Origin of the sequence: Comamonas sp. 7D-2 (assembly GCF_022749555.1) — a bacterium.
Taxonomy (GTDB): Bacteria; Pseudomonadota; Gammaproteobacteria; order Burkholderiales; family Burkholderiaceae_C; genus Comamonas; species Comamonas thiooxydans.
In genome coordinates this window covers 3,117,452-3,144,130 of the sequence record NZ_CP094238.1, presented here as the reverse complement: position 1 = coordinate 3,144,130, position 26,679 = coordinate 3,117,452, and the positions used below count along the sequence as shown (strand labels likewise).

General features: G+C 61.7%; 19 protein-coding genes and 1 tRNA gene. 11 read left to right on the top strand and 9 right to left on the bottom strand.

The window, feature by feature from the left end; all coding sequences use genetic code 11:
• Nucleotides 1-31 precede the first annotated feature (31 nt).
• Nucleotides 32-670: a TetR/AcrR family transcriptional regulator gene (locus MPZ60_RS14480; RefSeq protein ID WP_034354146.1), complete on the bottom strand. Its 639-nt coding sequence runs from the start codon at nt 668-670 to the stop codon at nt 32-34.
• 169 nt (nt 671-839) lie between these two features.
• Nucleotides 840-1,340 carry a flavodoxin family protein gene (locus tag MPZ60_RS14475; protein ID WP_034354143.1) on the bottom strand — a complete coding sequence of 167 codons (501 nt, stop codon included), beginning with the start codon at nt 1,338-1,340 and terminating at the stop codon, nt 840-842.
• A 552-nt stretch (nt 1,341-1,892) separates the two neighbouring features.
• On the opposite strand from MPZ60_RS14475, the gene MPZ60_RS14470 reads away from it, so the two are divergent.
• The 6 genes from MPZ60_RS14470 to MPZ60_RS14445 all read left to right on the top strand — a co-directional run bounded on the left by MPZ60_RS14470 (nt 1,893) and on the right by MPZ60_RS14445 (nt 13,837).
• Nucleotides 1,893-5,024: an EAL domain-containing protein gene (locus tag MPZ60_RS14470; protein WP_034354258.1), complete on the top strand. Its 3,132-nt coding sequence runs from the start codon at nt 1,893-1,895 to the stop codon at nt 5,022-5,024.
• 51 nt (nt 5,025-5,075) lie between these two features.
• Entirely contained in the window at nt 5,076-5,405 is a 330-nt protein-coding gene (locus tag MPZ60_RS14465) for a YnfA family protein (RefSeq protein ID WP_034354139.1), read from the top strand.
• A 252-nt stretch (nt 5,406-5,657) separates the two neighbouring features.
• On the top strand, nt 5,658-9,185 hold the full coding sequence (gene smc, locus MPZ60_RS14460) for a chromosome segregation protein SMC (RefSeq protein ID WP_034354136.1): 3,528 nt from the start codon (nt 5,658-5,660) through the stop codon (nt 9,183-9,185).
• Between the two features lie 36 nt (nt 9,186-9,221).
• Nucleotides 9,222-10,571, top strand: a complete 1,350-nt coding sequence (locus MPZ60_RS14455) for a cell division protein FtsZ (RefSeq protein ID WP_034354132.1) — start codon at nt 9,222-9,224, stop codon at nt 10,569-10,571.
• A 63-nt stretch (nt 10,572-10,634) separates the two neighbouring features.
• A complete protein-coding gene (gene ligA / locus MPZ60_RS14450; protein WP_034354129.1) occupies nt 10,635-12,761 on the top strand; it encodes an NAD-dependent DNA ligase LigA in 2,127 nt (708 codons plus the stop codon).
• A gap of 29 nt (nt 12,762-12,790) precedes the next feature.
• The gene (locus tag MPZ60_RS14445; RefSeq protein ID WP_034354125.1) at nt 12,791-13,837 is read left to right on the top strand and encodes a patatin-like phospholipase family protein; all 1,047 of its coding nucleotides are present in this window, start codon (nt 12,791-12,793) and stop codon (nt 13,835-13,837) included.
• Nucleotides 13,838-13,878: 41 nt separating this feature from the next.
• On the opposite strand, the gene MPZ60_RS14440 is transcribed toward MPZ60_RS14445, so the two are convergent.
• The 3 genes from MPZ60_RS14440 to MPZ60_RS14430 all read right to left on the bottom strand — a co-directional run bounded on the left by MPZ60_RS14440 (nt 13,879) and on the right by MPZ60_RS14430 (nt 16,575).
• Nucleotides 13,879-14,229 carry a hypothetical protein gene (locus MPZ60_RS14440; RefSeq protein ID WP_034354121.1) on the bottom strand — a complete coding sequence of 117 codons (351 nt, stop codon included), beginning with the start codon at nt 14,227-14,229 and terminating at the stop codon, nt 13,879-13,881.
• 76 nt (nt 14,230-14,305) lie between these two features.
• The gene (gene dsbG / locus MPZ60_RS14435) at nt 14,306-15,151 is read right to left on the bottom strand and encodes a thiol:disulfide interchange protein DsbG (RefSeq protein ID WP_034354118.1); all 846 of its coding nucleotides are present in this window, start codon (nt 15,149-15,151) and stop codon (nt 14,306-14,308) included.
• A 56-nt stretch (nt 15,152-15,207) separates the two neighbouring features.
• Nucleotides 15,208-16,575 (bottom strand): prolipoprotein diacylglyceryl transferase family protein, encoded by a 1,368-nt coding sequence (locus tag MPZ60_RS14430; protein WP_034354116.1) that lies wholly within the window; start codon nt 16,573-16,575, stop codon nt 15,208-15,210.
• Between the two features lie 238 nt (nt 16,576-16,813).
• On the opposite strand from MPZ60_RS14430, the gene MPZ60_RS14425 reads away from it, so the two are divergent.
• The 4 genes from MPZ60_RS14425 to MPZ60_RS14410 all read left to right on the top strand — a co-directional run bounded on the left by MPZ60_RS14425 (nt 16,814) and on the right by MPZ60_RS14410 (nt 21,202).
• Nucleotides 16,814-17,488: a response regulator gene (locus MPZ60_RS14425; protein ID WP_003062385.1), complete on the top strand. Its 675-nt coding sequence runs from the start codon at nt 16,814-16,816 to the stop codon at nt 17,486-17,488.
• The gene (locus MPZ60_RS14420) at nt 17,488-19,305 is read left to right on the top strand and encodes an ATP-binding protein (RefSeq protein ID WP_080746097.1); all 1,818 of its coding nucleotides are present in this window, start codon (nt 17,488-17,490) and stop codon (nt 19,303-19,305) included. The genes MPZ60_RS14425 and MPZ60_RS14420 overlap by 1 nt, the downstream gene beginning before the upstream one ends.
• Before the next feature lie 182 nt (nt 19,306-19,487).
• Nucleotides 19,488-20,207 carry a c-type cytochrome gene (locus MPZ60_RS14415; protein ID WP_034354112.1) on the top strand — a complete coding sequence of 240 codons (720 nt, stop codon included), beginning with the start codon at nt 19,488-19,490 and terminating at the stop codon, nt 20,205-20,207.
• A gap of 17 nt (nt 20,208-20,224) precedes the next feature.
• Nucleotides 20,225-21,202 carry a c-type cytochrome gene (locus MPZ60_RS14410; protein ID WP_012838687.1) on the top strand — a complete coding sequence of 326 codons (978 nt, stop codon included), beginning with the start codon at nt 20,225-20,227 and terminating at the stop codon, nt 21,200-21,202.
• A gap of 287 nt (nt 21,203-21,489) precedes the next feature.
• Here the strand turns inward: MPZ60_RS14410 and cyoE are convergent, their stop codons facing one another.
• A complete protein-coding gene (gene cyoE, locus MPZ60_RS14405) occupies nt 21,490-22,395 on the bottom strand; it encodes a heme o synthase (RefSeq protein WP_003062379.1) in 906 nt (301 codons plus the stop codon).
• 24 nt (nt 22,396-22,419) lie between these two features.
• Complete coding sequence (locus MPZ60_RS14400; protein ID WP_034354253.1) at nt 22,420-23,598, bottom strand: heme A synthase; 1,179 nt, start codon at nt 23,596-23,598, stop codon at nt 22,420-22,422.
• A gap of 508 nt (nt 23,599-24,106) precedes the next feature.
• Here MPZ60_RS14400 and MPZ60_RS14395 point away from each other — a divergent pair.
• Nucleotides 24,107-24,180, top strand: a tRNA-Gly gene (locus MPZ60_RS14395).
• Nucleotides 24,181-24,488: 308 nt separating this feature from the next.
• Here MPZ60_RS14395 and MPZ60_RS14390 read toward each other — a convergent pair.
• Nucleotides 24,489-25,034, bottom strand: coding sequence for a tyrosine-type recombinase/integrase (locus MPZ60_RS14390; RefSeq protein WP_242608126.1), 546 nt, complete (start codon nt 25,032-25,034; stop codon nt 24,489-24,491).
• Between the two features lie 56 nt (nt 25,035-25,090).
• Entirely contained in the window at nt 25,091-26,575 is a 1,485-nt protein-coding gene (locus MPZ60_RS14385; RefSeq protein ID WP_034354250.1) for a Fic family protein, read from the bottom strand.
• Between the last annotated feature and the right edge of the window lie 104 nt (nt 26,576-26,679).

Genomic DNA, 26,679 nt, shown 5'->3' with positions numbered 1-26,679 from the left:
GGATTTCATTGAATTTTCAACGCGCCAACACTCAAGGCATCTTGAACAGCAGAGCCACCTGAAGCCGGAACAGGGTTCCGGCATTCATGGGCACTTCGGGATGGATGACGGTGTTGTTCATCATGGCCAGCCACAGCGGCGCAAGCAGCAATTCGGGGTGCTGCACCAGCTCCGGAGCCTTGAGTTCGCCGCGTTTGGCGGCCAGCTGCGCGAGCCGGGTGAAGTGCTCGAGCAAGGCATCGTGCACGTAACGACGATACATCTGCGCCAGCAGTGGAAATTCCAGGCCTTCGGCGACGACCAGCCTGGCCGTTGCGGAGCGGCCGCTGCTGTCTATGACTTCCGCCGCGGCCCCCACTGTGCGCAGCAGATACTCGCCCACGGATTCATGCTCGTGCATGGGGCTGGATTGCAAGGCCACGGCGGCCGAGGCGATATGTGTCTGGATCACGGCCTCGAACAGGGCTTCCTTGCTGTCGAAATAGCGAAACAGCGTGACCTTGGACAGTCCTGCGCGCTGTGCAACCGACGCCGTGGTGCCACGCGCATAGCCGTGTTCCAGAAATTCTGCAAACGCAGCCGCCACGATGGAGCGGCGTGTGGCCTGGGTCTTTTGCGGACTGGGGCCGCGTGGCGTGCGCTTGGGGCGTTCGGTGTCTGGTTCAATCATGGACGCAAGAGCTGGTGAAGTCGCAGACTATGCCTGCTGGGAGCGCGCTTCGGGGCAAAGCATGCGCAAGCAATGATGGCACATTTATACAACTCGATTCGAAGGCTCCATTCTTGCCTTTGTATCGAGCCTGTCCTGCCCGGAATGATGCGGGCAAACCCTTGTTTTTCTAAAAAATGCCCAAGGCCAGTCCCGTGGCCAGCGATTGCCCCAATTCTTCGCAGCGCTGCAAATCGGCGGCCGGTATCTGTTTGGGGGCGAGTATGGCCTCCTGCGTCTGGGCATGGGTGCAGATGATGAGCGGTTCTGCCACGGCCTTCAGACGCCAGCCAGTGGCAATGCGTTCCATCTGCCTTGCTGCGTTATGACCGTCGCTGCCGGCGCAGACCAAACTGGCATAGGGGCGGCCCTGTATCCGGTCGAGCACGCCGTAATAGCTTCGATCGAAGAAATCCTTCATCAGACCGCTGATGGCGGCCAGATTCTCCGGCGTGGCAAACAGATAGCCCTGAGCTTGCAGCAGGTCTTGCGGGCCGGCCTGGGAGGCGTGCAGCACGCGGACCTCGACGGATTCCTCCTGCCGGGCGCCGGTGCTGGCCGCTTCAACCATCTGGAGCGTGCCGCCAGTCAGTGAGTGGTAGACGATCAGCAGGGTCGTGCGTTGTGACATGGTTGCTTTATTGCCGGTGGACAAACCGCAGGCGCTTGCAGGCGGGAATAACCGGGTACAGCGCTGTGGTTCTGCTTGAATGTTGCTAAAAAGATACGGGCTGTCGTGGTTTGTGATGCGGCCTGAATGGGACTAAGCTCCGACAAATATTGACATTTGTCAATTTTGCGACCTGAGGTTGCTCTTGATTTTGCAGCGCTTTGTAATGGATATACAAGCTTATGCCTATGATTTGATCTAAATCTAGACGCAATCATGCCAAGGCTTTCAGGGTAATCACTTGGTGTGAATGTTCTTTAGATGTAGGTTTGCTCCTACAAACTATGTCGCTCCTCATGTTGACTCATGGTGCTGCAGCCTTTGCTGCAAGGTGCCACTGTCGACTGGAGCCGCCTCGCAACTCAGGAATCTTGTGTCTTTTGCATGTCGCAATTCGCAACGCAGCCAGTGATGAAAGTGCGTAAACCTTGGTTGGCGCTGCTGGCATTGGGTTTTGGAATTTCCTGTGGCAGTTTGGGGGGCTGGATGCTCCATCAACGCCAGGAGTCGCGCATGCAACAGCGCTTGCAGCTCAGTGCCGATATGGCGACGCGAGCTCTGGAGCAACGCCTGGGCAGCTATGACCGTCTGCTCGTCAAGCTCGCCGAGCAAATGGCCAGCAATGCGGATGCGGGCCAGCAGGTGTTTGCCCAGCATGCCCATGCTCTGCTCAGTCAGGATAGTCTGGTGGGGCTGCAGGCCCTGAGTCTGACCCGTGCGCTGACTGCGGAGCAGCACACCGATCTTGCGCGTGATTCACAGGCCTTCGAGGTTTCCTACGTCTGGCCGCTGATAGGCAACGAGGCACTGGCGGGAAGCAACGCGCGTCAGCCGGCGGCGGCATTTCATTCCTTGATGCAGGCGTGGAACTCTCGCCAGATGTCGATGTCGGCTCCATTTCGCTTTCTGCAACTGCCCGATAGTCCCAAGGGCGTGGTGTTGCGGGCTCCGTTGTGGGCTGCAGCAGAGGAGGGCGGCGCCGCCAAATCTTCAGTAAAGCCGCTCGGGACGCTCAATGCCCGGATCCGTCTGGGCGAATTTGCGAGGGGGCTGGTTCCGGCCAACCTCTACCCTCAGGTCGCCTTCAAGCTGGTGGATCTCAGCCCAGCCGACCCATCGCCAAAGGCCGGTGGGGACCACAGGAGACTGACCACGCCGCTGTCGATGCTTGCTGGCGGCTCGGAGATCTTGTTCACTGGCTCGCTGTGGGCGGAGGCGGAAACCCATCCTGAATTTGCCTTGATCAAGCCGCTGGAGCGGCAGATACAGGTGTATGACCGCATCTGGTCGCTGCAGTTCAAGCCAGCACTCAGCACTCAGAGAAGGTTTGAGAGGTATCTGCCCTGGCTGGTATTGGGCCTGGGTCTGCTGGCGGGGCTGGTGCTGGCAGCCTGGGTCTCGGGCTGGTGGCAAAGCCGCTGGAGCTGGAGCCGGCGCCTCAAGTTCAGTGCTCAGGCAAGGCAGGATAGTGATGCGCGTTTTCATGCCATGTGCGAGCAGGCTGCCATGGGCGTGCTCGAGCTTGATATCGCCACGCGCAGCGTACTCAAGGTCAACCAGCATTTCTGTCAGTTGCTGGGCTATGAGGCCCAGGAGATTCACAGACGCAGCGTGCTGGAGCTGGTCATGCCCGAAGACCAGGCGCACTGTGCGCAACTGCTTGAAGGGCTGGACTTGCAGCAGTTCCAGCACAACGCGGGCGAGTTCTGTCTGCGTTCCAGGGAGGGTGCGCCAGTCTGGGTTGAACTCAATGCGTTTCTGACCGGACGTCATGAATCGCGGCGCCTGCAGGTGCTGGTGCAGGACATCGGCGGGCGCAAGCGCCTCGAGCAGATGGAGCGGCTGGGTCATCAGCAGTTGCGCAATCTCATGCAAAGACTTCCGGTGGGTCTGGTCATGGAGGATCTGGATGGGCGCCTGGTCTACTGGAACGAAGAGTTTCTGCGTCTGGCCGGCCATGGGGGCAAGCCCGGCGTATCAACCCAGCAGTGGTGGGAGCGCATGTTCCCCGATGCCGCTGAGCGTGAGCGCGTCATCCAGCGCTGGGAAGTCGCCAAGGCTCAGGCCCGCCGGACGTTGCTGCTGCGTCAATCCGAGCGTGTCGACGATGTGCAGGCCCAGTGGGACGAGCTCGCCACCGAGGCGTCGGCCTGCACGGTGTCTGCGCAGACGTTGATGCTCAGTGGGGTAGACGGTCTGCGCCGCCCGGTTGCGGTCAGTGCCGTGTTGCAAGCCGAAGGGTGCTTGATGGTGCTGCAGGATCAGAGCCAGCGCATGGCGGCCGAGCAGGAGGTCCGCCGTCTGGCCTTCTACGACGCCTTGACTGGCCTGCCCAACCGGCGCCTGCTGGCTGATCGGCTGCAACAGGCTCTGGCTGTGGCGCAACGCAAGGCCCATTTTGGCGGTGTGGTGCTGCTGGATATCGACAACTTCAAAGCCTTCAACGAGACCTATGGCCTGGATCAGGGCGATTTGCTGCTGCAGTCGATGAGTCAGCGCATCCGTGGTCTGCTTCCTTCAGGGGCCACGATTGCTCGTCAGGGCGGCGATGATTTTGTGCTGCTGATCGAGGACCTTGGCAGCGATTCCGTGGCGGCTGCCGCCAGGCTGGAGCAGCAGGCCGACCAGTGGCTGAGCCGTTTGCGTGAGCCCATAGAAATCGGCGGCATTTCGCGCTCCATCACCGTCAGCATGGGCCTGAGCCTGTTTGGCGAGCCAGAACTGACGGGTGAAGAAGTGCAGCGCCGCGCTGAAATGGCCATGTACCAGGCCAAGAGCCAGGGGCGCAATGTCAGTTGCTTCTTCGATCCCCAGCTGCAATCGGCGCTGCAGGAGCGTCGTACGCTTGAGCAGGACATGCGTGCCGGTCTGCAGGCCGGTGAATTCGAGCTGTTCTATCAACCCCAGGTGGAGATGGGCAAGGTGATTGGCGCCGAAGGTCTGCTGCGCTGGAAGCATCCTGAAAAAGGCTTTGTCCCTCCTGCGCATTTCATTCCGCTGGCCGAGGAAACAGGCGTCATCCTGCCCCTGGGCGACTGGGTGCTGCAGGCCGCCTGCCAGCAACTGGCGACGTGGGCCAAACACCCCCGTTATGCGCAACTGGTGCTCTCGGTTAACGTCAGCCCCAAGCAGTTCCATCAGAGCGGATTTGTCGAACAGGTGCTCAAGGCGCTGGCCGAGCATGGGGCCGATGCGCGTCGGCTCAAGCTGGAGCTGACCGAAGGCATGCTGGTCTCCGACGTAGACGACACCATCGCCAAGATGATGCGTCTGAAGTCCTACGGCATCGGATTTTCGCTGGACGATTTTGGTACCGGCTATTCCTCGCTGTCCTATCTGAAACGGCTGCCGCTGGACCAGCTCAAGATCGACCGCAGTTTTGTGCGTGACGTGCTGACCGATCCCAATGACGCGGCCATTGCCCGCACCATTGTGGCTCTGGCCAAGAGCCTGAGTCTGCATGTGATCGCCGAAGGCGTGGAGACCCAGGCGCAGTGTCGTTTTCTCGAAGGCATACGCTGCTATGCCTGGCAGGGCTATCTGATGAGTCCGCCCGTGCCCGTCAGCGAGTTCGAGAGCCTGGTCACCAATGGCAATGTGCCGGGATCTCTGACGCCGGCTCTCAGTCCGGTGTCCATGCGTTGAGGCAGTCCATGCTCTCTACAATGCCCGCATTTCGCTGTGTGAGAGATTGAATTGCCTGAGATCAAGACCCTGTTGCTATTTGTTTTGACCGCAGTGGCGGAGATTGTGGGCTGCTACCTGCCCTGGCTCTGGCTCAAGCAGGGCGGCAGCGCCTGGCTGCTGCTGCCCGCTGCGGTCAGCCTGGCCTTGTTTGTCTGGCTGCTGACTTTGCATCCCTCGGCATCGGGTCGTATCTACGCGGCCTACGGCGGCATCTACATCAGCGTGGCGCTTCTGTGGCTGTGGCTGGTGGATGGCATCAAACCCAGCGCCTGGGATATGGCAGGGGTGGCCGTCTGTCTGCTGGGTGCGGGTCTGATTGCTTTTCAGCCGCGCACCTGAGGCGTCCGCTGCTCTCTTACTCGATCAAAATCTGCCCCAATCCCTTGCCGATCCTGCGCAGGCAGCTATGGTTTGCGTGTATGCAGCAATCTTGGCTGACGAGGGGGCAGGCCGCGTTATGATTCCCGTCTGTTGACGGTTGCGAGCAAGAACAGGGCTTTTTCAAGTTTTGCGTTTGTGCAACCGCTTTTGCCGTTTTTCTTTCCCAATCACAAGCCTTTGCTGGCCAGCCTCTAGACCGACACCGACACCGTGCGCCTGAACTCCATCAAGCTCTCCGGCTTCAAATCCTTTGCCGAGCCCACCAATTTCATTCTGCCGGGGCAGATGGTCGGCGTGGTAGGGCCCAACGGTTGCGGCAAGTCCAACATCATGGATGCGGTGCGCTGGGTGCTGGGGGAGAGCAAGGCCAGCGAGCTGCGTGGCGAGTCCATGCAGGACGTGATCTTCAACGGCACCACGCATCGCAAGCCGTCCAGCCGTGCCAGTGTGGAGCTGACCTTCGACAACAGCGACCACCGCGCCGGCGGTCAGTGGGGGCAGTTCGGCGAAATCGCCGTCAAGCGCGTGCTCACGCGCGAGGGCAACAGCAGCTACTTCATCAACAACCAGCCCGTGCGTCGTCGCGACGTTCAGGACGTGTTTCTGGGAACGGGTCTGGGACCGCGTGCCTACGCCATCATCGGTCAGGGCACGATCAGCCGCATCATCGAGTCGCGTCCCGAAGAGCTGCGCCTGTTCCTCGAAGAAGCGGCCGGGGTTTCCAAGTACAAGGAGCGTCGTCGTGAGACGGAAAACCGCCTCTCGGCCACGACCGAGAATCTCACCCGTGTGGAAGACATTCTGCGCGAGCTCAATGCCAATCTGGACAAGCTGGAAAAGCAGGCCGAAGTTGCGGCCAAGTACAACGGCCTGAACGCCCAGGTCACGCTCAAGCAGCACCAACTGTGGTTCATGAAGCGGGCCGATGCCGAGGCCGAGCAGGACCGCGTGCGTGTCGAAGGCCTCAAGGTCGTCAACGAGCTCGAAGAGCGCATGGCCGATATCCGCAACAACGAGAGCGGACTCGAGACCCTGCGCCAGTCGCACTACGACGCCAGCGATCAGGTCAATCAGGCTCAGAGCAAGCTCTACGAAGCCACGGCCGAGGTCGGCAAGCTGGAGGCCGAAATCCGCTATGTGGTCGAAGGCCGCCAGCGCGTGCAACTGCGTCTGCAGCAACTGGCCGAGCAACTGCTGCTGTGGAGCAGCCGCAGCGAAGAGGCCCAGGGCGAGATCGAGAACATCGAGGGTGCGGGCATGGATGCCGAAGAGCAGGCCGAGATGCTGGCTGCCCAGCTCGAGGAGCAAAGCACCCGCCTGCCCGATTTGGAAGATTCTCTGCATAAGGCGCAGAAAGCCGATGCAGACCAGCGCAACTCTGTGGTGCAGGTGCAGCAGCAGATTCAGGTGCTGGCCGCCGAGCAGCGCAGTCTCGATGAGCAGCGTCGCCAGTTTGAAACCCGTTACGAACGTTTGCGGGCCGACCGCAATGCACTGGAAACGCCGGACGAAGCGCGCCTGAACAATTTGCAGGCGCAACTGGCCGAGGCGCAGGAGCTGGCCGAGATGGCCGATGCCGTCCTCAATGAGTTGCAGGACAGCGTGCCGCAACTCGATGAGGATAGGCGCGCACGTCAGCAGGCCGTGAATGCCGAAAACAGTCGTCACGCCGATCTGTCGGCGCGGCTCGATGCGCTCAAGGCCTTGCAGGAAAAGGTCAAGACCGATGGCAAGCTTCAGCCCTGGCTGGCCAAGCATGGGTTGGACGGCATGCAAGGCCTGTGGAGCCGCATAGCCATCGAGTCGGGCTGGGAAAATGCGCTGGAAGCCGCACTGCGCGAACGTCTGGGTGCGCTGGAAGTCGGTCGCCTCGACATGGTGCGCGGTTTTCTGGGCTCGGGGGGGCTGGACGCTCCGCCGGCCCGGCTGGCCTTCTTCAGCCAGGCTCAGGCCGCGGGCGCACCTGCGGCTGCCCGCTTTGCGCGTCTCAGCGATCTGCTCAAGATCAATGACGCCGGCCTGCGCACCGTGCTGGTGGACTGGCTGACGGGCTGCTATACCGCGCCCACGCTCGACGAGGCCCTGGCCAAGCGTGCCGATCTGCAGGCTGGCGAGACCATTTATGTGCCCACCGGCCATGCGGTGACCGCGCACAGCGTGACCTTTTATGCGCAGGACTCCGAGCAATCGGGGCTGCTGGCGCGGGCGCAGGAAATCGAGCACCTGGAAAAGGAGGTCCGCGCCCAGGCGCTGATCGCCGATGAATCGCGTTCGGCCTTGGTGCGCGCCGAAAGCGCTTACGCCGATGCCTCGCAGCGTCTTGTGTCCGCACGCCGCGAAGCGAGCGAGTCGCAAAGCCGTGCCCATGAGCTGCAGGTCGAGACCTTGCGCCTGTCTCAACTGGCCGAGCAGGCGCGCGCACGCAATGCGCAAATTTCGGCGGATCTGTCCGAAGTCGAAACCCAGCTCTCCGATATCGAAGAGCGCAAGGTCGCCGCCGAGGCCCGCTTTGAAGAGCTGGACATGCAACTGGCCGACAGCCAGGAGCGCCATGCCCAGCTGGGAGATCGCGTGCTGGAGGCCGAGCGCCGCCTGAACGAATCCCGCGAGCAGTTGCGCAGCCTGGAGCGTCAGGCCCAGGAGGCGACCTTCTCGCAGCGCACGCTGCACGCGCGTCGCGCCGAGCTGTCGCGCACCATCGAAACCGCCAGCCAGCAGGCCAAGTCCCTGGCCGAGGAGCAGCAACGCGCTCAGGACGAACTGGCAAGACTGTCTGATGCTGCAGCGCAGGGCGGTCTGCAGGATGCGCTGGATCTGAAGATGCAGCGCGAAAAAGACGTCGCCGAGCGCCGCAGCGAATATGAGGATCTGACCAACAAGCTGCGTGCCAGCGACGAGCGCCGCCAGAGCCTGGAAAAGGCACTGGACCCGCTGCGTCAGCGCATCACCGAATTCCAGCTCAAGGAGCAGGCCGCGCGCCTGGGTCTGGAGCAGTACAGCAATCTGCTGACCGAAGCCGAGGCCGATCTGGCTGCTGTGGCTCAGTCGATTGCCGAAGGCAATGTGCGCATGCACGGCCTGCAGGGTGAGATCGACCGCCTGCACCGCGAAATCCAGGCTCTGGGGGCCGTGAATCTGGCCGCGCTGGATGAGTTGACCCTGGCGCGTGAGCGCAAGACCTTCCTTGATGCGCAGATGGATGATCTGACCAAGGCCATGAACACCTTGGAAGAAGCCATTCGCAAGATCGATGCCGAGACGCGGGATTTGCTGACCGGTACCTTCGACATCGTCAATCGCCATTTTGGCCGCATGTTTCCCGAGCTGTTCGGTGGCGGTCAGGCCAAGCTGGTGATCACCGGCGACGAGATTCTCGATGCCGGGGTACAGGTGATTGCCCAGCCGCCCGGCAAGAAGAACCAGACCATTCACCTGCTCTCGGGCGGCGAGAAGGCGCTGACCGCGATTGCGCTGGTGTTTGCCATCTTCCAGCTCAACCCGGCGCCATTCTGTCTGCTGGACGAGGTGGATGCGCCGCTGGACGACGCCAATACCGAACGTTATGCCAAGCTGGTTTACAGCATGAGCAAGGGAACCCAGTTCCTGTTCATCAGTCACAACAAGATCGCCATGGAGATGGCCGAGCAGCTGATTGGTGTGACCATGCAGGAGCAGGGCGTTTCACGAATTGTTGCGGTGGACATGGAGTCCGCCCTCTCCATGGCTGAGCTATCCTGAGCCCGGTCATCCCCTATTGAAGAACCGTTTTCTCACATGAGTAACTTGCAAATCAGTCTGGCCGTCCTGGGTGTGGTGCTGTTGGCGCTGATCGTTGCCTACAACTCCTGGACTGCGCGTCGCAATGCGCCCAAGCGGGCCGAGCCTGAGGAAGAAAGCACAGATCCTCAGCGCCTTGAGCCCGGAATGAACACCGTCGGTCATGGTGCGGACCTGACCAAATATCAGCATGAGCCCGTGCTGGGGGATTTCGGCAAGGCCATTCCCGGTACCGAGCCCCTGCAGATGCCCGAATCCGCAGGTCGCTTTGCCGAAGCCGATGCCGAACTGGCCCGCCTGGTGGCGCGCGAAGCCCATGAGGAAGCGCAGCGTCAGGAAGCCCTGGCGGCCGCCCAGCACAAAGCCGAGACGACCGAGGCTGCGCATGCTGTGGAGGAGGTGAACGCTCAGGGCACGGATGCAGCCATTGCAGCAGTGACCGAGCAGGCCGCGCAGGCTGTGGAGCCCGTGTTGACGGATGCTCCTCTGGCCGCTTCGATTCCTCCCGCGCCGTCAGTGGAGCGACGCGGCCATCTGGATGCGCTGATCGATGCGATTGCTCCGATCACCGTGGCCCAGATTGTTCCTGGTGAAGTGGCCTTGCAGGCCCAGCCCAGTACCCGCCGTGCTGGCAACAAGCCCTTTGCCATTGAAGGCATGAACCAGGACAGCAAGCAGTGGGAGCCGTTGCAGACCGGCCAGCGCTATCTGGGCTTTCAGGCCGGTGTTCAGCTGGCCAACCGTACCGGTGCACTCAACGAGATCGAGTTTTCGGAGTTCGTCACCAAGGTGCAGCGCTTCGCCGATGCGCTGGGCGCCATGGCCGACGTGCCCAATATGCTCAACGAGGTCTCGCGTGCACGCGAGCTCGATCAGTTCGCCAGCGAGCACGATGCGCAGCTGAGCTTTATGCTGCGTGCGCGTCAGGCGTCCTGGAGTGCTGGTTATGTCCAGCAAAATGCCCAGCGCCTGGGCTTTGTCATCACGCCCATGCCGGGCCGCATGGTGCTTGCCTCCCCCATCCAGGGCCTGCCTCCGGTGCTGGTGCTGAACTACGACCCCCAGGCCGCCATGGGCGATGATCTGGATCAGTCCGTCGTGCGCGAATTCCTGCTCAGCCTGGATGTGGCCCAGGTGCCGCGTGGACAGCAGCCGTTTGCGCGCCTGCGTCAGGTGGCGGAGCAACTGTGCCAGACCATGGATGGCGTGCTCTGCGACCAGAACGGCTATCTGCTGCCGGTTTCGGCACTGGACCCGATTCAGCATGACCTGGAGCTGCTCTACGACAAGCTCGACAGCGCAGAGCTGTCGGCCGGCTCACTTCTTGCTAGAAGGCTTTTCAGCTAAAACAAACAGGCCAACAATGTTGGCCTTTTTTATCCCGGACCTTGAATATCCAGCGGGCAGAGCATGACCGAGAATTTAGACCTTTTTTCCGCTGAACCCCAGGGCCAGAAAGCGCCAGCAGTTGTCAAAAATGGGGTTCCTGAAAGCGTGATGGCCAAGGCCGCCGCGTTGCGCTCCCAGCTCAACCAGTGGGCACATGAATACTATGTGCTCGATACGCCAACGGTTCCCGACGGGGAATATGACCGCGTCTATCAGCAACTCGAAGCACTGGAGGGGGCTTACCCCGCACTCGTTACGCCGGACTCTCCCACGCAGCGCGTGATCGGTGCGGTGCTGGACGGTTTGACTCCGGTTCGCCATGCCGTGCCCATGCTGAGCATCCAGACAGAGACCGATAACGAGGCCACGGGTGCCATTGCCTTCGACCAGCGTGTGCGCAAGGAGCTGGGGCTGGATGAGTCCGCTGCAGCCATCGAATATGTGGCCGAGCCCAAGTTCGACGGCCTGGCCATGAATCTGCGTTATGAAAACGGTCGCCTGGTGCAGGCCACCACGCGCGGCGATGGCGAGGTGGGGGAAGACGTCACGCACAATATCCGTACCATTCGCCAGATTCCACTGACCCTGTCCGCAGGCCGCGATGTACCCCCCGTGGTGGAGGTGCGAGGCGAGGTGCATATGGCCAAGGCCGATCTGGACAAGCTCAACGCGCGCCAGCAGGCCGCAGGTGCCAAGACCTTTGCCAATCCGCGCAATGCGGCGGCCGGATCGGTCCGTCAGCTCGACTCGAATATCGCGGCCCAGCGTCCGCTGTCGTTCTTCGCCTATGGTCTGGGCGAGATCACGCCGCCGCAGCAGGGCGGGCCGGACTTCGGCACGCACTACGCCATGCTGCAGACTTTGAAATCCTGGGGCTTCCCGATTGCACCGCAAGTCAGTATTGCGCTGGGCGCTTCTGAACTGGTAGCGTTTCACGAACGCATCGGTGCCGAGCGTGCCAATCTGCCCTATGAAATCGACGGCGTGGTCTACAAGGTCAACAGCCTGGCACTGCAGCGTCAGCTGGGCTTCAAGTCGCGCGAGCCGCGCTGGGCCGTGGCGCACAAATACCCGGCGCAGGAGATGCCTACGCTCATGGAAGCCATTGATGTGCAGGTGGGGCGCACGGGCAAGCTGACGCCCGTGGCCCGCCTGGCTCCTGTGCAGGTGGGCGGTGTGGTGGTGACCAATGCCACGCTGTCCAATCTGTTCGACATCCGCAAGAAGGGTGTGCGCGTGGGCGATCAGGTCATAGTGCGCCGTGCGGGCGACGTGATCCCCGAGGTGGTGGGACGGGTGCCGGGCGAGCGGCCTGCTTATGTGCCCAACTTCCGCATGCCCAAGACCTGTCCCATCTGCGGCAGTGAGGTGGTGCGTGAAAAAGGCGAGGCCAACCACCGCTGCACGGGCGGCCTGTTCTGTGGCGCACAGCGCAAGGAAGCAATCTTGCACTTTGCTCACCGCCGAGCCATGGACATCGAAGGTCTGGGCGACAAGCTGGTCGATCAGCTCGTGGATGCCCAGGTGGTGCGCGTGCTGCCTGACCTTTACAGGCTGGGCCTGAGCTCGCTGGCAGCGCTGGATCGCATGGCCGAGAAATCGGCCCAGAACGTGCTGGCAGCCCTGGAAAAATCCAAGAGCACCACGCTGCAGCGCTTTCTGTTTGGCTTGGGCATTCGCAATGTGGGCGAATCCACGGCCAGGGATCTGGCCAAGCATTTCGGCAAGCTCGATGCCATCATGGATGCCAGCGTGGAGGAGTTGCTGCAAGTCAAGGATGTCGGGCCCGTGGTGGCCGACAGCATTCACACCTTTTTTGCCCAGCCCCATAACCGCGAGGTGGTGGAACAGTTGCGCGCCTGCGGCGTGCATTGGGAGGAAGGCGAGCCAGCCGAGAAGGCGCCTCAGATTCTGGCCGGCCTGACCGTGGTGCTGACCGGCACCTTGCCCACGCTGGGCCGCGACGCCGCCAAGGATATGCTGGAGGCGGCGGGTGCCAAGGTCTCGGGTTCGGTCAGCAAAAAGACCAGCTATGTGGTGGCTGGGGCCGAGGCGGGCAGCAAGCTGGCCAAGGCCGAGGAACTGGGCGTGCCCGTGCTGGACGAAGCTGGCATGCTGGCACTGCTAAGGGGCGAGCAGCCCGGTTGAGTCGACTGTAGAAGCAGCAAGGGGGCTACATGAACAAATTGCGACGCAAACCCGTTGTGGGCCTGGCCCTGGGCAGCGGCTCCGCAAGAGGCTGGGCGCATTTTGGCGTGCTGCGCGCGCTGCGCGAGGCCGGTGTCAGCCCCGACATCATCTGCGGCACTTCCATTGGCTCATTGGTCGGTGCAACCTATGCCGCCGGCGAAATGGATGCCTTCGAGAGCTGGGTGCTGGGCCTGGGCAAGCGCAAGGTCTTCGGCTTCATGGACTTCAATCTGGGCGGCGGATTGCTCAAGGGCGAGAAGATCATCGAGTTCTGGCGCGAGAATTTCGTCCAGGAAACCGTGGAGCAACTGGGCACGCCATTCGGCTGCGTGGCCACCGATCTGCAGACAGGTGCCGAGGTCTGGCTGCGCAAGGGCTCGATTGCCGAAGCCGTGCGCGCATCCATCGCCTTGCCCGGCCTGTTCACTCCGGTGATGCGAGAGGGGCGGCTGCTGGTCGATGGCGGTCTGGTCAACCCGGTGCCGGTGTCGCTGGCGCGCGCCATGGGTGCGGACATCGTCATCGCCGTCGATTTGAATGCCGACATCATGCGCAGGCATATGAAGCCCGTTGACATGAGCGAGAGCGAGATCAACCTGCATTCCCGCGAGCTCAGGGTCTCGCAACTGCATCTGGATGAGGAAGAGCCTCCGGTGCCGCTGGGCCAGATTCCTGAAGCGCTGGCGGCGAATGGCTCACCGCTCGGTTGGGCGGGCGCATGGATGCGCAGCATGACGAGCGTGAAGACATTGTCCTCATCCGTCATGCGCAGGGGCCGCAAGGGGGAGGGCGATGCCGAGGACGATGCTTCTGTGCCTGTGCCCTCGCTGGTCAATGTGGTCATGGCCAGTGTCAACATCATGCAGATGCGCATCACCCGCAGCCGCATGGCGGGTGACCCGGCCGAGGTGCTGATTGCTCCGCGCCTCTCGCATGTCGGGCTGATGGACTTCTACCGGGGGCGCGAGTCCATCGATGAAGGCTATGCCGCAACCCAGTTGGCGTTGCCCGCGCTCAAGGACTGGGGTCTTTAGCCCGGAGTGCGCACGGCTCTGGAGTGCCGAGCGCAGCCTGCTCAGCTGCGGATATAGGTCCAGCCATCCTGCTGCATGCGGGCGATGGCTTCGACGGCGCCCATGGGCAGCACCTGAATATTGTCCGGTGCGCTGATGCCGGCGTTCCTGAGCGTGTTGGGGCACAGCAGCACATGTGCCAGAGCAGGGCCCATGTCGTCCGGCTGGTCCAGCACGGCTTGCACGGCCTGGGCATTGACGACAATCCAGACTTCCAACTCGGGGTTGGCGGCTTTCAGGTTCTTGAAGTTGCCGCGTGCGCGGACCAGTGCTTGCGTGCTGGGTGCGTGCAGCACGATGCGGGTGCTGGGGCGCAGGGCGGGCAGCAGGGTGTTCCAGTCAGGTCGGCTCATGGTGTTGGGGCAGATTTGCTAGCGCGATGATAGCCGCTTGCAAATTCTGTGCAGGGGCTATGCGGTGACTGGAATCCTAATGTGCGGGCGACTTGGCGGGAGCTTTGTCCATCAACTCGTCCAGCAGCCCGGGCGGCATGCCGGTGCGGATCTGCACCAGCCCCTGGGCATTCTTCCAGATCGTCGCGGGTGTGGCACGCAGGCCTGCGTTGCTCATCAGCGCGGCGTTGTTGGCTAGTGCATCGCGGGCCGAAAGGGGGATGCGCTGCAGCGGTGCAATACCTAGGACATCGGGATTCTTGCCATGAGCGTCGGCATAGGCCATGGCATGGCTGGCAAGAGCCTGCTCGGGTGCCTTGGAGGCCAGAATGGCGGCGGCCTTGCCTTCGCTGCTGGGGCGCAGCATGCCCACCAGAATATGGCGCAACTGCAGCTGGCCAGCTTGCACCAGTGGCCTGGCATCGCGCCAGAGCTGGTTGCAATAAGGGCAGTTGGGATCGGTGAACACATAGGCGATGCGGGCGGCATCGGGCTTGCCGTCGCCAATCCAGTGTGTACGCTCCAGATCGGTCCAGAACTCCTGGCCCATGGGCTTTTGCACGGCGTTGTGCAAGGCTTTGGCGTTGACATCCTTGCCCTGGGCATCGATGACGGTGCCAATCACCCAGTGCTTGCCGTCAGGCATGCGGTAGATGGGGATGGGCTGCTGGTCGCGGTAGGCGGCCCAGGCCTTGAGGCCACCGGAGCTTTGCATGGGGCCCACGATCTGCAGGCCTTGCTCGGCGAGAAACTGCGCTGAGGGCAGGTCGCTGCTTGCCGCACTGCTTGCTGCAGCGCCGCTGGCGGCAATCACGTCGCGGGTGTATGCCACGGCCACCACGGTGGCTGCGGCTGCAGCGAAGATGGGGAGGGTCAGCGCCATCAATTGGCGTGACAGGGGCTGTAAACGTGGCACGATAAACCTTTGTCCATCTTGAGTCATGGGGCCTGTGTCGGGGGCGCAATGATGCGCAGCTGCTCGCTCAGACTGGCGCGGGAGAGCTCCCCCATACGCGTGGACCGCAGGCGTCCGTTCGCGTCATAGAAATAGGTGGATGGCAGGGCGCGTTGCTGCCAGTGCTGACCGGCGAGCTGCTCAGGGTCCAGGAGCACCTGGGCAGGGGGTAGAGGCATGGACTGCAAATAGCGCAGCACTGCAGCGGCGTCTTCACCCTGGTTGATCCAGATGAAACGCACACCTGGATGGTCTTTTTGCGCTTGGGCCAGTACCGGCATCTCGCGCTTGCAGGGCGGGCACCAACTGGCCCAGAGGTTGATGACCAGCGGTTGACCGCCGTAGCTGCGCAGATCCGTGGGCTGAGCGGCAGCGCTGACCAGCGTCAGAGAGGGGAGTGAAGCCTCTGGAGGCTCAACCCAATTTCGCAATGTGTAAGCTGCCGTCAGAATGAACGCACCCACACCCAGGGACTGCAGCACGCCACGTTTCAGGAGTGCATGGCTGCGGCAGCTCCAGGCTGCCCAGAGAACCGCCACCAGCAGTCCGGCCCAGAGGTTCCAGCCACCGTCGCGAATATCCAGAATCTGCAGCACGCTGGCGGGAGATGCGCTCACGGGCGCCCAGTACTCGGGCCACCATTGCACGACGTAGGCCGCGCGCGCCGCCACCAGTCCAGCAAGCGTGGCCTGAAGCAGCAGAGTCTCTACGGGCTGATCGCTTTGCCGCTGCCTGAGTCGCGCCCACCACTGGCTGGCAAACAATGCCAGAAATGCGGCAAGAGCCATGGTGGGCAGAGCGAGAGGGCCTATCCGCACACTGGCGGGCAAGGCCAGTGCCTGCAACAAGCCGGGCTGAGCTGTTTCGGTATTGCCTTCGCCAAGGGCTGGAGTCGGGGCATCCGCATTCCCGTCCATGCCTGCTTGAGCGGCGCTGATGCTCTGCTGCTGTACCGGGTAGCAGATGCCTATCTCGGCACAGCCCTGCCATTGCAGCACCAGCGGCCATTGCGCCGACCGTTCAGGCAGCGTGGCCTGAATGCGCAACTCCCGGTGAAAGACCTGCACATGGCCAAAAAAGGCATCGCTCAGGGTCCGTCCTTCAGGAATCTGCAGTGGTATTGGCTGACCCTGAGCATCGAGCAGGCGCAACTGGTCGCGGTAGAGATAGTGACCAGGAGCAATGTTCCAGCGCAGCTCCAGCAGGCGGCGGCCATCAGCCTCTGTCTTGATGGCGCTTTGCTCGGCGTGGACCAGCTCGAAAGCCTGTTCGGCAGTCAGGACTTCGGGTTGCGCTGCGGGCTTGTCGGCATTCAGGCTGGGCAGGGTCAGCGGCTGTGCCCAGGCAGTCATCCCCGTCAGCAGGACTGAAAGCAGAACGAGGGCTGCGGCAGAGCGAAGAGACATGAATGGTGGTGGCTGGGTGTCTTGGATGAGGCAGCCCCGCATCTTGGGCGCAAGGGATTAAGCAGGGGTTAACGCTGCGAAAAGACAAATCTGCGATGCTCGACCGCTTCGGATAAACAAGGCGCGTAACGGGTGCTCACATCTCCGGATGTGATGGTGCGGGTGGCGGTTGCGCAGTGAAAAAATGCATGTGCTGTTAGTGGAAGATAACGCTTTGGTCGCCAGCGGGGTGAAGGCGGGCCTGCAGCTACAGGGCTTTGGCGTGGACGTGGTGGGTTGTGCCAGCCAGGCTGATGCGGCGCTCAAATCCTCCCACTTCGATGTATGTGTGCTGGATCTGGGTCTGCCCGATGAGGACGGTCTGCATCTGCTTGCGCGGTGGCGCCGTCAGGGGCTGGAGCTGCCGGTGCTGGTGCTGACCGCACGTGATGCAGTGGACCAGCGCATCGAAGGCTTGCAGACCGGGGCTGACGACTATCTGGTCAAGCCCTTCGATCTGCACGAGCTGGCGGCACGGCTGCATGCGCTGCTGCGACGGGCGGCGGGGCGTACCGTGGACTGGATTGTGCTGGGCGATGTCAAAGTGGATCTGGCCGCCGGCCAGGCCATACGGGAGGGCAGCATCGTGGACCTGTCGCGTCGTGAATGGGCGTTGCTGCGCGCGCTGCTGCAGTCGCCCGGGCGAGTGCTGAGCCTGGAGCAACTGCGCGACAGCCTCTATGGCTACAGCCTTGATGTGGAGAGCAACGCGGTCAATGTGCATGTGCACCATCTGCGTCGCAAGCTGGGCTCGGACATGGTGGAGACCGTGCGTGGTGTGGGTTTCAGGTTAGGGCGCGTGCAGGGAGGCAGTTGCTGATGCGCAGCCTGCGGGTCCGTTTGCTGGTCTGGCTGTGTCTGGCGCTGTGCACTTTGTGGGGCGGTGTGGCCGCCTGGATGTTTGCCGGCATGAGACATGAGCTGCGCTCCGTGCTCGACGACCGGCTGATTGCATCGGCCCGCATGGTGGCGGGCATTGTTCACCAGTTCAAGCCGCACAACACCAGTCCCGAGGACTGGGGGCCCATGCTCAATGTGGTGGCGCGTGATGGTGTGGCTTGCGAGGTCAGCATGATTCGCAGCGAAGTGCAGACTGCACCTACGCATGATGCTATGGATGCAGATGCTGTGTCGGACGAGGCGAGCGGCAAGGCGGCTCGCCCGGCACTGATTCCTGCATCTCCGCTGGATGCACCGCGCGCCAAAACTGCAAAGACCGGCCGCGCCGAGGACTCCACAGATACGGCTTCCGAGCAGGCGGCCGAGCCTACCGATTCTCAGGTGCTGGCTCGCACTGCGGGTGCGCCCAGCTTCCAGGGGCCGCTGCCGCTGGGCTTCTCGAGCATCACCAAAGGCGGCAAGCCCTGGCGTACCTATGTGCTTGAGGAGCATGGCGTGCGCATTGCCACGGCCGACCGCATCGATGTGCGCGAGGGGCTGATACATGGTTTCGCCTACACCATCATCCTGCCCTTTGTGCTGGCTCTGCTGGCCAGCATGGTGTTGATGTGGTGGGGGGTGACACGCGGCCTGCGCCCCCTTGAGTCGCTGCGCCAGGAGTTGAGCGAGCGTCCGCCCGGAGATGATTCGCCCGTGGCGCAAGGCAGGCAGGTCAAGGAGCTGGCGCCACTGGTGCAGACCATCAATCACCTGCTGCAGCGCGTGCACAAAGCCATTGAGCGCGAACGTCGCTGGAGCGACGATGCCGCCCATGAGCTGCGCACTCCGCTGACTGCCGTCAAAACCCATGTACAGGTGGCGCAGATGGCGGTGGCCAATGCGGGGTCTCAGATGGTGGCTTTGAGGGATCAGCCCTGCGCTGGCAAAGAGGATGCTGCGCCCAGGCCGATTTCGGAGACCGCACAGTGGCAGATGACCCGGCAGGCGCTGGAGCAGGCGGGGGAGGGCGTGGAGCATTTGCAGCACACGCTGGAGCAATTGCTGCTCTTGGCCAGGCTGGATTGCCAGCCGGTGAGCGAAGATGCAGGAGGCTCTCGCGCCATGGCCTGCGGTAGCGAGCCCGCCTGTGCTTGGGAGGCTCTGGAAAAAGCCTGGGGATTGGCCGCCACGGCCATTCCTTCGGGCTCGCTGCGCCTGCGCTGGTTGCCTCGGCAAGCCCTGAATGACGCCAGGCTGCAGGACTTGCGTGTGGCCGTGCCTCAGCCCCTGCTGGTGTCGGCATTGCGCAATCTGATGGAAAACGCCTTGCGCTATGGGCAGCAGGCAAGTGGCGAGCCGGGCGACTCTGCGGTGCTGCTCGGCCTGCGCCACATTCCGCAGCTGGCGCAGGTCGGCGGCGACAAGCCGCAGGCGATGCCTGTCAATCCTGCCGGTTATGTGGAGTTCACGGTGATTGATCATGGGCCCGGGCTGAGCAGCGAGGACTGTGCCGTGGCGACCCAGCGCTTCTGGCGCAAGCAGCATCAGGCCCATGGCAGCGGTCTGGGGCTGGCGATTGTGCAGCGCATTGCACAGTGCAGCGACGGTGAGCTGGAGCTGCTGCCCTTGGCCCAGTGGCAGCAGCATAAGGGCTATGCATTCGAGCAGGTGCACAACGGCCTGGCGCCAGAAGCGGCGACAGGGCTGGTGGTGCGTTTATGCCTGCCGGTGAAGTCCTGTGCTGCGCTGCCTGATTAGTCAGATTGGGGGAGCCAATTGTTTGCAGCATTAATTGGCTCTTAATCTTCCATAGGTATCTTCGGGCAATGTGCTTGCTGTCATTGGGCTGCTTTGGCTCGTGACATTCCAGGTCAGACGTCGGCGTTCAGCACACGCCTGATGTGCGGCAGATCTGAGCCGCTTAAACCTCCATTCCCAAGATGAATCGCTTGAACACAAAGACTCTGCCCCGGTCGTGGGTGGCTGTCGGCATTTCCATGCTGATGGCGACCAGCGCCTGGGCGCAAGAACCTGCTGCCGCCAAGGCTGCATTGAACGGCAATGTCGCTGCCGGTGCAAAGATAGCTCAGTCCGGCTCGGCCGGCGGTGCGGCTGCCTGTGTCACCTGCCATGGTGCCAAGGGCGAGGGCCAGCCTGGCTTCCCTGCACTGGCGGGCCAGCACGCCGGTTACCTGGAGCGTCAGCTGAACCAGCTGGCGGCTGGAGCCCGTCAGTCCGCTGTCATGGCTCCCATGGCCAAGGCCTTGAGCGAGCAGGAACGCGCCGATGTGGCCGCCTATTACGCCAGCCTGCAACTGCCTATCAAGAGCGTGCGTGGTGCCTTGCCCGGCAAGAGCGACGATAGCGGTGCCTGGTTGGTCGAGCGTGGTCGCTGGGCTGACGGCATTCCTGCCTGTGCGCAGTGCCACGGCCCCGGTGGCGTGGGCGTGGGCAAGGACTTTCCGGCCATCGGCCATCTGACAGCCGACTATATGCAAAGTCAGATCGATGCCTGGAACAAGGGGCAGCGCGAGGCCGGCCCACTGGGTCTGATGGGGGCTGTGGCCAAGAAGCTCACGGCCGATGACGTCAAGGCCGTTGCTGCGTATTACCAGCGCCTGCACAACCCCGCTGCTGCAGCAGCAACCGCCAAGCCTTAAGAGTTCGGGAGTTGACAATGTCGGACAAACAACAAACTGCTTCCAAAAGCTCCAATCTCGCTGAATACGCCGTGGTGGCCTGCCTGTTCGCCGGTCTGGGCGGCGCGCTCTGGTATGGCATGAGCATCAGCAGCCCCAAGAAGGCTGAAGAACCAGCCAAGGTGGCTGCGCCTGCTGCAGACGCCAAGGCCGTGACAGTGGCAGCCAAGCCCGGCGAATTCACACCTCCCGGTGTCAGCGACTATCCGGAAGGCCCCATGGGCGAATGGGTGCGCCGTGGCGAAGCGATCTTCACACGCACGCCGGTCAATGCCGTAGGCTTCTCGGGCAACCCGCTGAGCTGCACCAATTGCCACCTCGACGCGGGTCGCTTGAAGGGCGCAGCCCCCATGTGGGGGGCCTACCCCATGTACCCGGCCTATCGCAAGAAGACCGACCATGTGGACACCTTTGCCGAGCGCGTGCGCGGCTGCTTCATGTACTCCATGAACGGCAAGGCACCGGACGACGGTCATGACGTTCTGGTGGCACTGGAGTCCTATGCCTACTGGATGGCACAGAAGGCCCCCACGGGCGAGAAGCTGCCCGGTGCAGGTTTCAAGAAGGCGGGCAAGCCCGAAGAGACTCCCACCTATGAAGCCGGTGCCAAGGTTTATGAAGCCAAGTGCGCGCTATGCCACGCAGCAGACGGCAAAGGCCAGTTTGTCGGCGATGTGGCCGTGTTCCCGCCGCTGTGGGGCAAGGACTCCTATAACTGGGGTGCCGGCATGCATGACATCGACAAGGCGGCCAACTTCATCAAGAACAACATGCCCTACGGCAATGCAACGCTGAGCGATCAGGAAGCCTGGGATGTGGCGACCTTCATCAACAGCCAGGAGCGTGGCCAGGATCCGCGCTTCAACGGCAATCTGCAGGCCACGGCCGAAAAGCACCATGGCCAATACTCCATGTACGGCAAGGAAGTGAACGGCAAGCTGCTCAAGGGTCTGTAAATGGACGCTTGATTAGGTCTGCCGGATGCAGGCTCAAGGCCAGCCCTGTAGTCGGGGCTGGCCTTTTTTGGTGATCGGGGTGATCAGAGTGGGTGTCCGGCCAGGCCGCCGTTGAGCCGTCGGCGGTACGTTGCGCCCTGGGCACGGAGCCCGGGGTTTGGCAGGGCTGCACAAGATCCATTGAATCCGCACTCAAACCTAGACTCGGAACGCACGGGAAGATCACTTTCCGACAGACGTAGAAAAGCCCGGCGAGCCGGGCTTTTGCAATGGCAGGGCTTGAAAGATCAGGCCATGAACAGGTAGTGATCCACGAGCAGGGCGAGAAACAGCAGGCTCAGGTGAAGCAGTGAAAAACGGAAGGTGCGGCGCGACAGCTCGTCCGAGTAATTGCGGTACAGGGCCACGGCATAGGCGATGAAGCCTGCACCCAGAACGACGGCCGCGAACAGATACAGCCAGCTGCTCATGCCGTACATGAAGGGCAGCAGACCGGCCGCAAACAGCACAACGGTGTAGAGCAGAATCTGCAGGCGCGTGTATTCGCTGCCGTGGGTCACGGGCAGCATGGGCAGGCCGGATTGGCGGTAGTCCTCCACGCGGTACAGGGCCAGTGCCCAGAAGTGGGGAGGGGTCCAGAGGAAGATGATGAGGAACAGAATCAGCGCCTCGGGGCCGACATTGCCCGTCATGGCGGCCCAGCCCAGCACGGGTGGCATGGCGCCTGAAGCTCCGCCGATCACGATGTTCTGTGGCGTGGCGGGCTTGAGAACCACGGTGTAGATCACCGCATAGCCGACAAAGGTGGCCAGTGTCAGCCACATCGTCAGCGCATTGGTCCAGACCAGCAAGATCGTGGCGCCAATCATGCAGAGAATGGCCGAGAAGGCCAGTGCCTGCTGACTGGAGAGTTCGCCGCGCGCCGTGGGACGCCAGGAGGTGCGCTTCATCTTGGCATCGATATGACGTTCCACCAGGCAGTTGAAGGCCGCAGCGGCAGCCGCCACCAGCCAGATGCCGACGCAGGCGACGCCCATATGTATCCACTGATTGGCCGTGGGCCATCCGGGCACGGCCAGCACCATGCCGATCAGGGCGCAGAACACGATGAGCTGCACCACGCGCGGCTTGGTCAGCGCATAGAACTGGCTGATTCGCGAGGTGTTGTTCAACAAGGCTTCACTTTGACTCATGCAATCACTCTTTTGCGCTATGCCTCAGGCAGGGCGGTGCGCCATTTCAGGGTCGGGGGCGGTGACGGCATGGCTACGCGTCACGGCCAGGCTCCAGACCACAATCGTTACCAGGGCCGCGGCTCCACCGGTGTGGAGCACGGCCGCCACTAGGGGCCAGTCCAACACCACGTTGGACAGACCCGTCAGAACTTGCAGCACCGCAAAAAATCCCAGCAGCCGGCGCTGCTTGGCCAGTGCAGGGGCATGGCGCAATGCCCACCACAGGCTGGCCAGTGCCAGAACCACCACATAGGCTGCCAGCCTGTGGGTGTAGTGGATCGCGGTCAGCGCTTCGAAGCTGATGTGGCTGCCGTCCTTGAGCATGCCCAGAGGGCGCCAGATCTGCAGCGCTTCGGCGAAATTCATGGCCGGCCACCAACTGCCCTGGCAGCCAGGGAAGCTCGTGCAGGCCAGCACGGCGTAATTGGTGCTGACCCAGCCGCCCAGGCTGACCTGGACGATGAGCAGCGCCAGACACAGCCATAGCGCGATGCGCAAGCGTCCGGCAATCGGGACCGCAGAGCGACCGGCCTGCTGCTGGCTCAGTCCCGATGCAGGAATGGCCAGCAAGGCCAGCAAGCCGGTACCGCCCAGCAGATGCAGGGTGACGATGGCCGGAAACAGTTTCATGGTGACCGTCAAGGCGCCGAAAGCGCCCTGTATGCAGACCCATACCAGAGCCAGAGTTGGCCACCAGGGGTTGGCCGCACCGCTGAAAGACGCATGCTGACCCTTGCGCCTGGCGGCCCGCGCCTGCTTCCAGCTCATGACCGTCATGGCAATGATGAGCACGCCGACCGTGGTCGCCAGATAGCGGTGAATCATTTCCACCCAGGCCTTGCCATGGGTGACCGGGCCGGTCGGCATGGCAGCTTGCGCCTCGGAGATCTGGGCATGTGCTGCGATAGGGCTGGCCGTGCCATAGCAGCCAGGCCAATCAGGGCAACCCAGGCCCGAGTCCGTCAGCCGTGTGAAGGCGCCGAACAAGACCAGATCGAAGGTCAGGAACAGCGTCAGCACGCAAAGGGCCTGCAGACGTTTGCTGGGGCCGGTTCCGCGACTGCGCCACCAGACCCAGCACAAGGGCCCCAGGGCCAGCACCAGACCGAAAGCCATCAGCTCCAGCGCAGGAGCCAGGTCATAAAGCTGCTGCTCCGTCATGCCGCAGCTCCGCGGGCCGGCTTCCATCGTCCAGCCGCCTGTGCTTCAGACAAGGCACGGCGGTCAGCGGGCAGGAAAAAATCGCAGAAGCAAAGCGGCATGATTCGGCAGGGGCGGTCAGTACTTGGCCAGTATTTACAGAAATTATTGAAGATCTTGGTCAAGCGTAAAACGCGAGGAACCTGCTTGCCCGTAGCGAGACTTGCGTGCTCCAGGACCAGGACTTTGCTCGACGCTTGGAGCAGCAGTTGAATGCAGGCTCTTTGATCCCGCACAATTTTACCCATGTGATTTGAGGCTAGGCAGTCGTGACCGGAGTGTCCCTAACAACGAGGAAGAAAGGCCTGTCCTCAAAACCCTGCTTTCGGGGAAACTCCGAGGCAAAAAATTGCCCAAATGCTCCGATTTTGAACGGAGGCTACACAGCCTTGATGTACGATAGCCCAAGCTCGCAGCCTGGAACTGTGAGCGTGTCGAAGACAGCTGCAGTCGTGGCTTCGTCGCAGACGCGGGTGTCGTTCAATGGTAGGACTCTTGCTTCCCAAGCAAATAACGTGGGTTCGATTCCCATCACCCGCTCCAGCTTTGCCTTTATAAAACAAAGACGTATCGCGATCTTTGTTTTCAGGGGAGTTCCTGGGGAGTTTTGTCCGATGAAGGACTCCAGCTTCGCCTGCTCTATATTCCCCTGACCGTCGTCCAGCCACTTGGAATAGACGCTCCAAAACATCTCCACAGAATGCCCCATCTGCTTGGCCGCATAGGCCGGCGTGGCACCTGCCATGAGCAGCATCGTCGCATAGGTGTTGCGCATATGGTTGGGCAGCCGGTAACGAATGCCCAGGGCCTTGAGCACCGGCACCCAGAAAGGGTTGCGAAACCGCTTCTCGTCAGCCCACGGATCTCCATGCGTCGGTTCCACAAAGACCGTCTGTGAGTCCTTGGGTGTGGTTTGGCGCATGACGTCCCCGGCCACGTTGCCGAGTTGCGCCCTCGGGGGTCTGCTCCTTTTGTCTTTCCAATGCATCCAGGGCCCGGCTGTTCAAGCTGACGAGGCGGGCCTTGTTCGTCTTGGCCTGCTTGCGCAGGCCGCCTTGTGGGATCAGCACCTGCATTTTGTTCCAGTCGATGCTTTGCCAGCGCAGGGTCACCATCTCGCTGGTGCGCAGACCTGAGAAGAATCGAAACGCGATCAAGTTGGCGACCGTGGGCGCAAAGTTGGTGCGCGCGTGGTCAATGATCTTCTCCACTTCCTCACAGTCGAACGGGTCTGGCGGTTCTCGCTGCCACTTGGCGCAGGGGATCGTCGCGACCGGGTTTTCGGTCAGCAGCTTGTCGAGCACGGCCAGGTCCATCGCGGACCTGAGGGCCGATACATAGTTGTGCTCGCCCGCCAGTCGCCCCAGTTCGTCGCGGTCTGAGGTATCGGTCGTCAAGACTCCTTGGTGATTAAAAAAGCCCGCGTGTGCGGGCTGTTCCATTGATTGCATCCTTAATCTGGGCTTTCTTCGTTTAACGCTTCTTGAGCAATCTGTTCGGCTTCGTTCAGTAGCACCTCTGTGCAGCCTTTGGCTATGAACATTTTTCGCTTGCTGATTGACAGAGCGCCATCGTTTTGCACGAGTAGTCTTGTGATCAGGTTCATGAGGTTGTTGTTCATGTCAATGGCTTTATTGAGCCGTGAATACACACGATCAAATCGGCCGAGGAAATGAACTTCTTCATGCAGGTCACGCTGGAGTGCCTCTTTGGCCATCTCCAGGCCAAACTGCACGCACTGTGTGGCGTCCCAGAAATGGTAGATCTCGGGTGAGCCCTCAAAGGCGCAGTCGTACTCCAGGTCTGAGACTTTGGCCACTGTCCATAGGTCGCGCGCGGGGGCAGAGAAGGACTTGAGGGCCCTCAGGTAGTGGCCTTCATGGCGTGCCATCGCTGTAGAGATGGGGAGTACCAGACCGTTGGGTAAATTGGCATTGCGGCAGGCAATTTTGTGGAACAAGAAACGCGATAGGCGACCGTTTCCGTCCATGAAGGGGTGGGCGAATACAAATCCAAAGCTGACCAGCGATCCCAGAACCAGTGGATGGATGCCGTTGTCTTTTTGGTTGGCCAGTGTGAGCAGGCCTTCCATTACGGGGAGGAGGTGCTCAGGTGCTGGCGGTACGTAGGTGATGCTGCTGTCGCGTCGCAGCCAGTTTTGCTGGTTGCGGTACTCCACTGCCTGATCCATGGCCGATTGCACGGTGAGATTTTGAAGCTCGACCAGATATTCTTCAGTGAGAAGGATCTCTTCATGAGCGCGAGCAAGAAGCTTGGCAAATGCTTCTGTGCGGTTGCCTGTAGGCGCTTCGCGCTCAATCGCGTATGAACCTTCGGTCTCGCTGAGATACGCCCAGCGCACCGCGCGCTCGACCATGTCGGGGTCCATGGATTGGATGAACTCGCGGGCCTGACCAAGGATATCTTCGGCCAGCAGAGCCTTGATTTCAGGGGTGAGTCTGACGGTGGGGCTGTACTGTATGGAACCTATGCCGTTGAAGTCCACGCGCCATCGGGTGTATTTGCTCGATGGGCCGGTGAGAAATAGATTGGGGTCAAATAGCGGCTTGGTCGCACCTTTGGCTGGTGGTGCATTCAAAGTTTGCTGGTTGGCTATTTCCCAGAGGAAGCAGGCTTGCTGGAGATAGCTGCTGCTGGTGGCCTGTGAAAACTGCTCCACCAGTGGTATTGGGTCGATTTTTTTGAGGGCTAGTATCGCGGCTTGCAGATCCAGCTCTTCATGCTTGAGGGCGAAGAGCAGATGCTCCAATGCACTGGCATCGGAGGCAGGAGCGGCGTGTTCAGGTACTTGCACGCAGTCAGACAGTCGCACAAATTTCTGGACAGGGTAGACTTTGGCAGGTTGTGACGGCTCGAATGCCCCTGTGCTCAGGCGCTCACGTAGATGTGCATAACCAACTTTACGGTGATGTGCCATCTGCTCCTCGAGGAAAAAAGTTATTTGGCAAATGCTAAACAAAATTTTTCCGACTTCACTGAAGAAAAAATTACTTTCTTTGTCTTTTTGAGGATTTTTCTTAT